Annotated in this window: 13 protein-coding genes; 8 read left to right on the top strand and 5 right to left on the bottom strand. The window is 56.9% G+C overall.

The features are described 5' to 3' along the window. The first annotated feature begins 1 nt into the window (after position 1). The 5 genes from lpxH (at position 2) to mnmH (ending at position 4,011) form a co-directional block, all read left to right on the top strand. Entirely contained in the window at positions 2-724 is a 723-nt protein-coding gene (gene lpxH / locus F8561_RS02710; protein WP_151887120.1) for a UDP-2,3-diacylglucosamine diphosphatase, read from the top strand. Positions 725-860: 136 nt separating this feature from the next. After that, a complete protein-coding gene (locus F8561_RS02715; protein ID WP_013095921.1) occupies positions 861-1,070 on the top strand; it encodes a YdgH/BhsA/McbA-like domain containing protein in 210 nt (69 codons plus the stop codon). Between the two features lie 212 nt (positions 1,071-1,282). Further along, entirely contained in the window at positions 1,283-1,792 is a 510-nt protein-coding gene (gene purE, locus F8561_RS02720; RefSeq protein WP_020885164.1) for a 5-(carboxyamino)imidazole ribonucleotide mutase, read from the top strand. Continuing rightward, complete coding sequence (purK, locus tag F8561_RS02725) at positions 1,789-2,856, top strand: 5-(carboxyamino)imidazole ribonucleotide synthase (protein WP_040016808.1); 1,068 nt, start codon at positions 1,789-1,791, stop codon at positions 2,854-2,856. Before purE ends, purK begins: the two co-directional genes overlap by 4 nt. 84 nt (positions 2,857-2,940) lie before the next feature. Beyond that, on the top strand, positions 2,941-4,011 hold the full coding sequence (gene mnmH, locus F8561_RS02730) for a tRNA 2-selenouridine(34) synthase MnmH (protein WP_151887121.1): 1,071 nt from the start codon (positions 2,941-2,943) through the stop codon (positions 4,009-4,011). Between the two features lie 70 nt (positions 4,012-4,081). Here the strand turns inward: mnmH and F8561_RS02735 are convergent, their stop codons facing one another. The 3 genes from F8561_RS02735 to ybbA all read right to left on the bottom strand — a co-directional run bounded on the left by F8561_RS02735 (position 4,082) and on the right by ybbA (position 8,507). Further along, positions 4,082-5,227: a porin gene (locus F8561_RS02735; protein ID WP_014168933.1), complete on the bottom strand. Its 1,146-nt coding sequence runs from the start codon at positions 5,225-5,227 to the stop codon at positions 4,082-4,084. A gap of 182 nt (positions 5,228-5,409) precedes the next feature. Continuing rightward, positions 5,410-7,824, bottom strand: coding sequence for a putative ABC transporter permease subunit YbbP (ybbP, locus tag F8561_RS02740; RefSeq protein WP_151887122.1), 2,415 nt, complete (start codon positions 7,822-7,824; stop codon positions 5,410-5,412). Continuing rightward, positions 7,821-8,507 carry a putative ABC transporter ATP-binding protein YbbA gene (gene ybbA, locus F8561_RS02745; RefSeq protein ID WP_151887123.1) on the bottom strand — a complete coding sequence of 229 codons (687 nt, stop codon included), beginning with the start codon at positions 8,505-8,507 and terminating at the stop codon, positions 7,821-7,823. Before ybbA ends, ybbP begins: the two co-directional genes overlap by 4 nt. Between ybbA and tesA the strand changes: the two genes are divergently transcribed. The 3 genes from tesA to F8561_RS02760 are packed head-to-tail and all read left to right on the top strand — an operon-like array spanning position 8,478 to position 10,813. Next, positions 8,478-9,101 carry a multifunctional acyl-CoA thioesterase I/protease I/lysophospholipase L1 gene (gene tesA, locus F8561_RS02750; RefSeq protein WP_025206538.1) on the top strand — a complete coding sequence of 208 codons (624 nt, stop codon included), beginning with the start codon at positions 8,478-8,480 and terminating at the stop codon, positions 9,099-9,101. The two genes, ybbA and tesA, sit on opposite strands and share 30 nt — an antisense overlap. After that, positions 9,091-9,900, top strand: a complete 810-nt coding sequence (locus F8561_RS02755) for an SDR family oxidoreductase (RefSeq protein ID WP_014168929.1) — start codon at positions 9,091-9,093, stop codon at positions 9,898-9,900. The genes tesA and F8561_RS02755 overlap by 11 nt, the downstream gene beginning before the upstream one ends. A gap of 58 nt (positions 9,901-9,958) precedes the next feature. Then, entirely contained in the window at positions 9,959-10,813 is an 855-nt protein-coding gene (locus F8561_RS02760; RefSeq protein WP_025204830.1) for a co-chaperone YbbN, read from the top strand. A gap of 49 nt (positions 10,814-10,862) precedes the next feature. Here the strand turns inward: F8561_RS02760 and fetB are convergent, their stop codons facing one another. Both fetB and fetA read right to left on the bottom strand, forming a co-directional pair. Next, positions 10,863-11,645 carry an iron efflux ABC transporter permease subunit FetB gene (gene fetB / locus F8561_RS02765; protein ID WP_025204831.1) on the bottom strand — a complete coding sequence of 261 codons (783 nt, stop codon included), beginning with the start codon at positions 11,643-11,645 and terminating at the stop codon, positions 10,863-10,865. After that, positions 11,638-12,309 carry an iron efflux ABC transporter ATP-binding subunit FetA gene (gene fetA / locus F8561_RS02770; protein WP_041162451.1) on the bottom strand — a complete coding sequence of 224 codons (672 nt, stop codon included), beginning with the start codon at positions 12,307-12,309 and terminating at the stop codon, positions 11,638-11,640. Before fetA ends, fetB begins: the two co-directional genes overlap by 8 nt. Positions 12,310-12,414: the final 105 nt, after the last annotated feature.

The raw sequence follows: 12,414 nt of genomic DNA on the forward strand, positions 1-12,414 counted from the left end.
CGTGGCGACACTCTTTATTGCAGATTTGCACCTGCAAACAGAAGAACCGGCGATCACCGCCGGTTTTCTGCGTTTTTTACGCGGTGAAGCGAAAAGTGCCGATGCACTTTACATTCTGGGTGACCTGTTTGAAGCCTGGATTGGCGACGACGATCCTAACCCGCTGCACCGTGAGATGGCGGCTGCCATTAAAGCGCTGGTCGATTCCGGCGTCCCCTGCTTCTTTATCCACGGCAATCGTGATTTCCTGCTCGGCAAGCACTACGCCCGCGAAAGCGGCATGACGCTGCTGCCGGAAGAGCAGGTACTCGACCTTTATGGCCGAAAGGTGTTAATCATGCACGGTGACACACTCTGCACTGACGACACCGGCTATCAGGCGTTTCGCGCTAAGGTTCATACCCCGAGGATCCAAAAACTATTCCTGGCTCTGCCGCTGTTTATCCGCAAGCGGATCGCAGCCAGAATGCGTGCCGACAGTAAGGCCGCCAACAGCGGCAAATCCATGGCCATTATGGATGTTAATCCCCAGGCGGTAGTCAGGGTCATGGAAAAACACCGCGTTCAGTGGTTGATCCACGGTCATACTCATCGTCCCGATGTGCATACCCTTACCGCCAACGGCGAAGCGGCCCACCGCGTCGTCCTGGGGGCCTGGCACAGCGAAGGTTCTATGGTCAGCGTCACGCCTGACGGTGTGGAACTGATCGCTTTCCCGTTTTAACCCGTCAAAAATCATTCTATTTTTTTGAACAATATCGGCAAATTGTTTCGATTTTAATCAGCCCGTGGTCGGCCTATTATTTATCACATCAGGGCAACACGCCCTATCCCAGATAAAACATTTAAGGAATACGACCATGAAATCCATCAAAACTTTCGTTGCAGTTGCCGCACTCTCTCTGATCTCTTTCGGTTCTTTTGCTCAGAGCGTCAGCGCCACGGCCTCTACCCTTGACCGCGCAGAAGCGAAAATTGCCGCTCAGGCTGCTGAACAGGGCGCATCTTACAAAATCACCAGCGCTCAGTTTAACAACCGCGTTCACATGACGGCAGAACTGACCAAATAAGACGTCGGCTGACCGTGCCGTCCGTCAAAAGCACATCAAAGCACATCGATGCCTCATAAAACAGACCGCCAGAACGCGGTCTGTTTTGTTATCTCCTGAGGGCCACAACGGCTCAGTTTTTAACCGCGCAACCGTTTTCCTTGCCCCTATTACATGCTATTCTCTGTGCCCTCGAAAGCAGTGTGTTTCGCACCACAGGAGTTTTAAGACGCATGTCTTCCCGCAATAATCCGGCGCGTGTCGCCATCGTGATGGGGTCCAAAAGCGACTGGGCTACCATGCAGTTCACCGCCGAAATCTTTGAAATCCTGAATGTTCCGCACCACGTTGAAGTGGTCTCCGCACACCGTACACCGGACAAACTGTTCAGCTTCGCCGAAAGCGCCGAAGAGAAGGGTTATGAGGTGATCATTGCCGGTGCGGGCGGCGCAGCACATCTGCCAGGCATGATTGCCGCCAAAACGCTGGTACCGGTTCTGGGTGTTCCGGTGCAAAGCGCTGCGTTAAGTGGTGTCGATAGCCTCTATTCCATCGTTCAGATGCCGCGTGGCATTCCGGTCGGCACGCTGGCCATTGGTAAAGCGGGCGCTGCCAACGCTGCCCTGCTCGCCGCGCAGATCCTGGCGACTCACGATAAAGCGTTACATCAGCGTCTGGCGGACTGGCGTAAAGCCCAGACCGACGAGGTGCTGGACAATCCGGACCCACGGGGTGCGGCATGAAGCAGGTATGCGTCCTCGGTAATGGTCAGTTAGGCCGTATGCTGCGTCAGGCCGGTGAGCCGCTGGGTATTGCCGTGTGGCCCGTCGGGCTGGATGACGAACCGGAAGCCGTGCCGTTTCACCAGAGTGTGATCACCGCGGAGATTGAACGCTGGCCACAAACGGCCCTGACGCGCGAGCTGGCGCGTCACAATGCCTTCGTTAACCGCGACGTCTTTCCCATTATTGCTGACCGTCTGACGCAAAAGCAGCTGTTCGATAAGCTCGGGCTGCCGACTGCGCCGTGGCAGCTGTTGTCCGATAAAAGCGAGTGGAAGGATGTATTCGCAATGCTGGGCGAGCTGGCAATTGTGAAGCGTCGCGTCGGCGGGTACGACGGTCGTGGACAGTGGCGTCTGCGCGCCGATGACACTCACGAGCTGCCGGACGATTGCTACGGGGAGTGCATCGTTGAGCAGGGCATTAACTTCAGCGGTGAAGTCTCGCTGGTGGGCGCTCGCGGGCAGGACGGTCATACCGTTTTTTATCCGCTGACGCATAACCTGCATCAGGACGGGATCCTGCGTACCAGCGTTGCATTCCCGCAGGCCAGTGCTGAACAGCAGGCGCAGGCAGAAGAGATGCTCTCTGCCATCATGCACGAACTCGGTTACGTCGGCGTCATGGCGATGGAGTGTTTTGTCACGCCGTCCGGTCTGCTGATTAACGAACTGGCACCGCGCGTTCACAACAGCGGTCACTGGACCCAAAACGGGGCGTCCATCAGCCAGTTCGAGCTGCACCTGCGCGCCATCACTGACCTGCCGCTGCCGCAGCCGGTGGTGAACAGCCCGTCGGTGATGATCAACCTGATCGGTACCGATCTGAACTACGACTGGCTCAAGCTGCCGCTGGTGCATCTGCACTGGTATGACAAAGAGGTGCGTCCGGGTCGTAAGGTCGGTCACCTGAACCTGAACGATACCGACACCGATCGTCTGAGCGCCACGCTGGAAGCGATTATTCCTCTCCTGCCGCCGGAATACGCGAGCGGAATTATCTGGGCGCAATCAAAGCTTAAGTAATACTCCTCTGCCGGGGAGTTGACCTTCCCCCTCCCCGGCGTACAATCCCCGCCCATTGCAGCTTAGTTTTCTTCTGGAAAAACCATGAACGATGGAACGGACTATCGCGCGATCCTCGCATCCGATACCCCTTTAATCGACGTTCGCGCGCCGATCGAATTCGCCCAGGGCGCGATGCCTGCGGCAATCAACCTGCCTCTGATGAACGATGATGAACGCGCCGCCGTCGGTACCTGCTATAAACGCCAGGGGCCGGACGCTGCGCTTGCTCTCGGCCATAGCCTGGTCGCAGGCAATACCCGTGAGATGCGCATTAACGCCTGGCGCGAAGCCTGTCTCTCCCACCCCACCGGCTACCTCTGCTGCGCGCGTGGCGGTCAACGCTCGCATATCACTCAGGCCTGGTTGAAAGCGCGCGGCGTGGATTACCCGCTGATCGCAGGCGGCTATAAAGCGCTGCGTCAGACCGCGATTAAGGTAACCGCTGAGCAGGTGCAAAAACCGATGGTGCTGATCGGCGGCTGTACCGGGAGCGGCAAAACGTTGCTGGTGAAACAGCACGCACAGGGTGTGGATCTGGAAGGGCTGGCACACCATCGCGGCTCGTCGTTTGGCCGCACGCTTACACCACAGCTTTCGCAGGCGAGCTTCGAAAACCAGCTCGCCGTCGTGCTGTTGAAAAAAGAGGCCGCACGCTGGGTGCTGGAGGATGAAGGGCGGATGATTGGTTCCAACCACCTGCCGGAATGCCTGCGCGACCGCATGGTCCAGTCACCTGTTGTGGTGGTAGAAGACCCGTTTGATGTCCGTCTTGAACGCCTGCGTGAAGAGTATTTCGACCATATGTGGGCGGATTTTTCTGCTGCCTTTGGCGAAGAGGCGGGCTGGAACGCGTACAGCGAATACCTGCACCACGGCCTGTTTGCCATTCGCCGCCGTCTGGGGCTGCAGCGCTTTGCAGACTTTACGGCGCTGCTGGATTCCGCCCTGCAGGAGCAACAACGTTCTGGCAGCACCGACGCGCATTTGCGCTGGCTTACCCCGCTGCTGAACGACTATTACGACCCGATGTACACCTGGCAGCTGGCAAAAAAGGCGGAGAAGATTGTGTATCGCGGAACGTTTGAGGACGTGGCTGACTGGCTCAATCGCTGAATCACGCGCAAAAAAACGGCAACCCAGGGTTGCCGTTTTCATATCGGGGTGACTCCCCTGCTGACTGAACTTAGAAGTCGTAACGCAGACGCACCAGGTTCATGTCGCCCAGGTTATCCGTGCTGGAGGTGAACACGTGTTCGTAATCAACACGGAAACCGTAGTCCAGCTGGACGCTAACACCCACGCCGTTATCGATACGCTGGTAGTTACGACCATTCACGTACTCAATACGGTCACCCATGAAGTAAGGCTGGATGGATTTCACCGCATACTGATCGATTGGGAATTTGTACCCTGCGAAGTATTCAATACCCCATGCATCACCGGCAAAGTAGTTGTCAGTAGACACTTTTTTGGTGGTCAGGAAGTTCTGGTACCAGCCGCCGCCAGCCGAGAAGGTCCAGTTATCCGGCGTCCAGCTCAGCGCGGTACCGAGGATATTCTGGTCGTAAGATTTGCTGTCGCCGTTGTCCGGGTTACGCATGTCCGCGCGGGTGTAGTTCCACGCTGCGCCCCAGGTCAGATCGGTGGTCAGGTGGTAATCCAGACCCAGTGAACCGCCGCCTTTACGTTTGTAACGCAGGCCATTGCCCGGCAGGTATTCGCTGTCTTCAAACAGGTAGGATGCATAGATATCCGCATCGCCTACGGTTTTCTTATATTTCAGCATTTTGCGTGAACGATAAGAGCCGTCGTAGTCACCGTTGATCCCGTTACCTGGAGCCTGACCAATCATGTCGTAGTCCCAGATATCGGTTTTCACGCCAACCACATCATAGTAAACGCTGTTCTGTTGACCGAAGGTCAGCGTACCCCAGGTGTCGCTCTTCAGACCGGTGTACAGCATACGGCGAGAGGTGTCGTTAGCACCTTCAGCGTAGTGGTTATCCCAGTTGAACAGCGCCGGAATGTTCACACCCAGCTCGTAGTAGCTGATCCAGCTGATGTCATCAAACAGATAGTAATCTGCTGCGAAACGGAAACGGGTGCCGCCGTCGAAGCCATTACGTTTGTAGGAGCCTTTATCGCCGTCGCCCGTCATCATGTTGAACTGAGGACGAATACTGCCGCCAACGGTAAAGTTAAGACGGCTCAGCGGGTTACCTGCCTGAGGGTCTTGTTTAAGAACCGTGATTTCCGCCTGAGAAGCGAAGGAGGTCAATGCCACTGCTGCGCCAATTGTTACTGCCAGCGCTGATTTTTTTATAGTCATTATTTTTCCTTTATAGACACGCTGCTAAATATTTAGCAGGTGAATATTAACTGGAAATAATCTTGCTGTGTGCGCGGGTTTTTAATGTTTTGTGCTACTAAACGCATGGATATTACCGATTTGTGCTGCTAAATTATTACGCACCAGCAGATAAACCGGTGCGTAATTATCACGGATTTGAACTAACTGGCAAACTGACGGAACAGCGCTTTCCCTTTTAGCAATCGCGTGCCGAGCCAGCCGCCGCACAGCGACAGCAGCACCGCACCGCAGACCGGCAGCGTGAACCACAGTCGCCAGTCAGGCTCCCACGGGAAATCGAAGACGCGGGTCTGCAGCACGGCTAACGCCGTCTCAGCACCCATCGCCGCCACCAGACCCGAGACCAGCCCCAGCAGGGCGAACTCGCTCCACAGCGTGGTGCGCAGCAGTCGCTTACTCGCCCCGAGCGTGCGATAGACCACCAGCTCCTGATGACGCTGCCGCATCCCGACCTGCACCTGGGCCAGCAGCAACAGTACGCCGCAGATCGTCACCAGCACCACCATAACCTCCAGTGCCCGGCTGACCTGCTCCAGCACCTGCCCGACCTGTTTAAGGATCGCGCCAATATCCAGCAGGCTGACCGTCGGAAATTCGCGGTTCAGCCGGGTCAGCATACCGTTGCCGTTTTCCCAGCGGAAACTGGTGAGCCAGCTTTGCGGCTGCCCGTCCAGTGCGCCTGCGGGGAAAATAAAGAAGAAGTTCGGCCGCAGGCTTTCCCAGTCCACCTTACGCAGGCTGGTGACCTTAGCGCTAAAGTCCTGGGTATCGCCGGTAAAGGTCACGCTGTCGCCCAGCCTGACGTTCAGGCGCGTCGCCAGCCCCTCTTCCATCGACACTTCACCCGCTTTCGGCGGCCAGCTGCCGGCGGTAATCGGGTTGTGATCTGGACGTTTCTCCTGCCAGGTCAGGTTCAGTTCGCGGTTAAGCGATTCATCCTTGTTTCCCTCCGTGGACTGGCCGTTGATCTGCGTCAGACGCGCACGGACGATGGGGTAGAACGACTCCGGCACAATCTGGTGTTCCGCCAGGAACGTCTTCAGCGGTGTCACCTGCTCAGGGGCGATATTGATCAGGAAATAGTTCGGGCTTTCCGGCGGAAGCTGCTGTTGCCAGCGATCCAGCAGATCGCCGCGCAGCACCAGCAGCAGTGCCAGCAGCATAAACGACAGCGAAAAGGCAGACAGCTGACTCAGCGTAGACCAGGGCTGGTGCAGCAGACGGTTCACCGCCAGCCGCACGGGAAGCGACTTCACCGTCAGCTTTTTAAGCACATTTAGGAGCACCCAGCCGACCACACCACACAGCAGCGCCAGCACCACCGCCCCGGCCAGTACGGCCCACAGCAGCGTGCTGCCGCCCATCAGCCAGGCCAACAACCCAACCGACACCGCAACAATGACAGGAAGATAGAACTTCAGCGGCCAGACGTTGGCCACCACGTCACGGCGCAGCACGCGCAGCGGCTGCGTCGCGAGCAACAGCCGATACGGGCGAAGCCCCACCAGCACCGAGATCACCATCATCGCGCCAATCGCCCACAGCCATGGCCAAAGGCTGGCCGGTGGAAGTGCGGCAGGCAGTACCGGTTTCAGCATGACCATCAGCAGCTTTTCAAACAGCAGCCCCATCGCCCCACCGGTGAGTGCTGACAACACCAGCAGCATCAGCCACTGGCCGACAATCAGCTTACGCAGCTGGGCGCTGCCCGCGCCGAGGGTTTTGAGGATCGCCACCAGATCGTATCGGCTGCGGCAGTAGTGCCCCATGGCCACCGCCACCGCCGCCACGGCCAACAGCAGGGTTAACAGCGCTGAAAGCAGCAGGAACTGCTGAGAACGTTCAAGAGATTTACCAAGCGCCCCTTCGTCCTGCTCCAGTCCGTACCAGCGGTGCTCTGGTTTTAACTGCGGCAGCAGCCATTTTTCATACGCGTCAAGCTGGGCGGGCGTTCCCGCAAACTTATAGCGCCAGGTAACGCGGCTTCCCGGCTGCACGGCATGGGTATGCGCCACATCAGCGGTATTCATCAGCAAGCGCGGGGCAAGCTGGAACGGGTTAAAGCCGGAGTCAGGTTCCTGAACCACCTCCCCGGCGATGCTGAGCGTGGCGTCACCCACGTCGATGCTGTCACCCGTTTTCAGGTTCAGCAGCGCCATTAAACGTGGCGCCAGCAGCACCGTGCCCGGTTTCGGCTTTAACCCAGGCGGGCTGGTCTGCAGTTCACCGTACAGCGGGTAAAGGTCGTCGACGGCTTTGACGCTCGCCAGCTGCGGCGTATCGCCGGCAAAGGTCATGGTCTGAAAGCTCAGCTGTTCCCCCACCTTCAGCCCACGCTTACGCGCCTCCTCAAGCCAGCCCGGCGGGACGGGACGCGAGCTTTGCAGCGCCCTGTCTCCGGCCATAAACTCGCGGCTTTGCTGGCTTAACCCTTTCTCCATGCGATCGCTGACGCTGCCCAACGCCAGCACGCAGGCTACCGCCAGGCTTAACGCCATCCAGACAATCAACAGCGTGGGCGAGCGCCATTCGCGCCAGAACCAGCGGGCAATCATGCTTCCTCCTGCAGTTCACCGTTAACCAGCCGCAGGCGACGGTCGCAGCGGGCAGCCAGTTGCGGATCGTGGGTCACCAGAATCAGCGTGGTCCCGTGTTCGTGGTTGAGCGAAAACAGCAGGTCGGCAATTTTATCCCCGGTCTTTCGGTCGAGGTTTCCGGTAGGCTCATCCGCAAACAGCACGTCCGGGCGGCCGTTAAACGCCCGGGCCAGGGCCACACGTTGTTGCTCCCCGCCGGAAAGCTGCGCCGGAAGATGGTCGAGGCGTTTGCCCAGCCCTAGTTGCTCCAGCAATGCCTTGGCGTGGGCGCGGCTTTCACGGCTGTTACCGCCGCGCAGCAGTGCCGGCAGTTCAACGTTTTCCAGCGCATTGAGCGTCGGGATCAGCATGAAGGACTGAAAGACAAAGCCGATATGACGTGCGCGGAGCGCGGCACGTGCCTCTTCATCAAGCTGATGCAGCGGTTGCCCGACCAGGTTAACCTCTCCACTGCTGCCGTCGTCCAGACCGGCTAAAATGGCCAGCAGCGTGGACTTCCCGGAGCCGGACTCGCCAATCAGCGCAATGGTTTCGGCGCGTTTGACAACGAGTTCAACTCCGGTGAGGATGGAAAGCTCGTGTTCCCCCTGACCGACGGACTTCTTAAGACGATGAACTTCAACAATGTTTTCCGCTGGCATTTGCCCTTCCTGTTTTTAATCCTGATGACCTTCCGCGCGGCGGCAGCGGACACGTTACTGGTTCTCGGTGACAGCCTGAGTGCAGGCTATCGCATGGCGGCCAACGCGGCCTGGCCAGCTCTGCTCAATGACAAATGGCAGAGTAAGACAACGGTTATTAATGGCAGCATCAGCGGTGATACCTCGCAGCAAGGCTTGTCGCGCCTGCCAGCCTTACTCAAACAGCATCAACCGCGATGGGTGCTGGTTGAGCTGGGCGGTAATGATGGCTTGCGTGGTTTCCAGCCTCAGCAAACGGAACAGACCCTGCGCACGATCCTTAAGGATATTAAGGCCGCGAACGCGCAACCGCTGCTGATGCAAATTCGCCTGCCCGCCAACTATGGACGTCGGTATAATGAAGCCTTTAGCGCGATCTACCCAAAGCTTGCCAACGAGTTTGATATTCCGCTGCTGCCATTTTTTATGGAAGAGGTCTATCTCAAACCCCAGTGGATGCAAGACGATGGGATCCACCCCAATCGCGATGCGCAGCCGTTTATTGCCGACTGGATGGCAACACGGCTGGCCCCTTTAGTTAAACATGACTCCTAATTCAGCGGAGATCCTGACAGGTAAAGTTATGCAAAAATCGGTCTTAATTACAGGATGTTCCAGCGGAATCGGTCTTGAAAGTGCACTCGAATTGAAGCGTCAGGGATATTGGGTACTGGCGGCCTGCCGTAAACCCGACGACGTCGAACGCATGAACGGGCTGGGCTTTACCGGTGTGTTACTGGATTTAGACTCACCGGAAAGCGTGGAACGCGCAGCCGATGAGGTGCTGGCCCTGACCGACAACCGTCTGTACGGCCTTTTTAACAATGCGGGTTACGGCGTGTATGGTCCCCTGGACACGCTCACCCGCGAGCAGCTGGAAAAACAGTTTTCCACCAATTTCTTTGGCGTCCATCAGCTCACCATGCGCCTGCTCCCCGCCATGCTGCCGCACGGTGAAGGACGCATTGTGATGACCTCCTCCGTGATGGGGCTGATTTCAACCCCGGGCCGCGGGGCCTATGCCGCCAGCAAATATGCGCTGGAGGCCTGGTCCGATGCCCTGCGCATGGAGTTGCGTCACAGCGGCATTAAGGTCAGCCTGATTGAGCCGGGCCCTATCCGCACCCGCTTTACGGAAAACGTTAACCAGACCCAGGCGGATAAACCGGTCGAAAACCCCGGTATCGCCGCACGCTTTACGCTCGGGCCGGAAGCAGTCGTCGCTAAAGTGCGCCATGCTTTTGAGAGCGAAAACCCAAAAATGCGCTATCCGGTGACGCTGGTAACCCATGCGGTAGGCTGGTTAAAACGCCTGCTGCCGGGCCGGATGATGGACAAAATTTTACACGGTTGAGTTGAAGCGTCGTCGCTAACCCCCATGTAAATAACAAACCGATAAAAGAGAAGGCCGCATGTCCGTACAGAATATCGTCAATATTACTGAAGCAAACCTGCAACAGACCCTCGAACAGTCCATGACCAAACCGGTGCTGTTCTACTTCTGGTCTGAGCGTAGTCAACACTGTCTGCAGCTGACGCCGGTACTCGAAAGCCTTGCCGCGCAATACAATGGCCAGTTCATTCTCGCCAAACTGGATTGTGACGCTGAGCCTATGGTGGCGTCTCAGTTTGGCCTGCGCGCGATTCCTACCGTCTATCTGTTCCAGAATGGGCAACCTGTTGATGGCTTCCAGGGGCCACAGCCTGAAGAAGCGATTCGCGCCCTGCTGGATAAAGTCCTGCCACGCGAGGAAGAGCTGAAGGCGCAGGAAGCCATGGGACTGATGCAGGAAGGCAAATACGACGAAGCGCTGCCGCTGCTCAAAGAGGCGTGGCAGCTGTCGAAACAGGACAGCCAGATTGGCCTGCTCCTTGCGGAAACGCAGATTGCCCTGCACCGTTCCGACGATGCGGAAGCTGTGCTGAAGACCATTCCACTGCAGGATCAGGATACCCGTTATCAGGGTCTGGTCGCGCAGATCGATCTGCTGAAACAGGCGGCGGATACGCCGGAGATCCAGCAGCTTCAACAGCAGGTTGCCGATAACCCGACCGATGCCGCGCTGGCAAGCCAGCTGGCGCTGCAGCTGCATCAGGTGGGACGTAACGAAGAAGCGCTGGCACTGCTGTTCAGCCATCTGCAAAACGATCTGGGTGCCGCCGACGGTCAGGCGCGGAAAATGTTCCAGGAGATCCTGGCCGCGCTGGGCACCGGCGATGCGCTGGCGTCAACGTACCGCCGTCAGCTGTACGCCCTGCTCTACTGATGAACAGGCCCGGTGCCGCTAGCGCTCACCGGGCCTGCAAAAGAGGCGGTCACCCCGCCTTTTTCAACTGCGTCACCACCAGCTGATGGCGCGCGTTGTAGAACTTCCGATAAGTTAAATAGCAGGCAATGATGGTCGACAGGCTGGCCGTAGAGAGCAGCATAAAGGTCACCATGATCTGATATTTAATGGCTTTGACCGGATCGATACCGGCAAAAATCAGCCCCGACATCATTCCCGGCAGGCTAACCAGCCCAACCGTTTTTGCGGAATCCACCGTTGGGATCAGCGACGAGCGGATGCTGTCGCGGATCAGTACCGCCGAGGCCATTTTCGGTGTCGCCCCCAGACTTAATTTCTCCTGCAGCTTCTGTTGTTCACTGCTAAATCGCTGGCCGAGATTGTTGTAACACAGTCCTACAGCCACCATAGCGTTCCCCGCAATCATCCCGGAAATAGGGATAACCTGCATCGGCGTAAACTCGATTGAGCCGGACACCACCAGCACCGCCAGCGTCAGCGCCGTCCCGGTTGTAATGGCGATAAACGATGAGACAAACGCCTTATCGATATACTTACTGCGTTTCTGCGCGTTCCACGCCGCGTTAAAGCAGATAAACAGCACCATCAGGAGCGTCAGCACCGCGTGGTTGACGTTAAAAATATACTTCAGCACATAGCCGACAATAATGAGCTGGATAACCGCGCGGCAGATACTCCAGACAATATCTTTCTCCAGGCCCAGCTTTTCCCGGTAGCTCACCACAATAGCGATCAGTACCAGCACCATCGAAAACGCCAGCGACGTATTCGTAATATTATGCTCACCCACGGTTTGCTTCCTGCATTTTCCCGCCCTGCGGCTCAAGCGTAATGACATCATCCGCATGGGTAATTTCGTTTGAATCGTGCGTAACCCACAGCACGGCAATATTCTGCTCGCTTGCGTAACGATGAATAATCTCGTTAACGTTGCGTTTGTTCACCTCATCCAGCGCGCTGGTGATCTCGTCCAGTAACAATATCTTCGGCAAAAACTGCAGATTGCGAATCAGCGAAACACGCTGCTTTTCGCCGCCCGATAATTCATTGATGGATTTAGTCAGCGTCTCTTTCGACAGGCCAAAGCGGGCCAGATCGGTGATAAATTTTTCTGGCTCCGGCGTTTTATGACGGATTTGCCACGGAAAGACCAGGTTGTCATAAACCGTGTCCCCAAACAGCGAAGGGGTTTGCACGCAGTAAGAGACCTGCTGGCGATAGCTTTCTGGCGACAGCGTCGCGATATCCTGCCCTTCAAACAGAATAGCGCCCTCAGTGGGGCTGAGCAGTGAAGCGACAATCTTTAATAACGTGCTTTTACCACAGCCTGACGGCCCTGTTATCAGTTTGAACTCACCCGGGGAAAGACAAAAATCGACATGCTGAAGGATCGTGGTATTTGCCACACGAAAACCGACATCCCTGACCTGCAAGAGCGTATTTTTATTGTTCATCATGCATCCTGTAACCACCTTTATTGCAACCATGCGTAGAATAATCCTTTCACGAACGCAGCGCGAATAGGGTGTGTCGATGGCTGGAGTAAAGGTTTTACCGGT

The sequence above is a fragment of the Enterobacter sp. 198 genome (assembly GCF_009025585.1).
Taxonomy (GTDB): domain Bacteria; phylum Pseudomonadota; class Gammaproteobacteria; order Enterobacterales; family Enterobacteriaceae; genus Enterobacter; species Enterobacter ludwigii.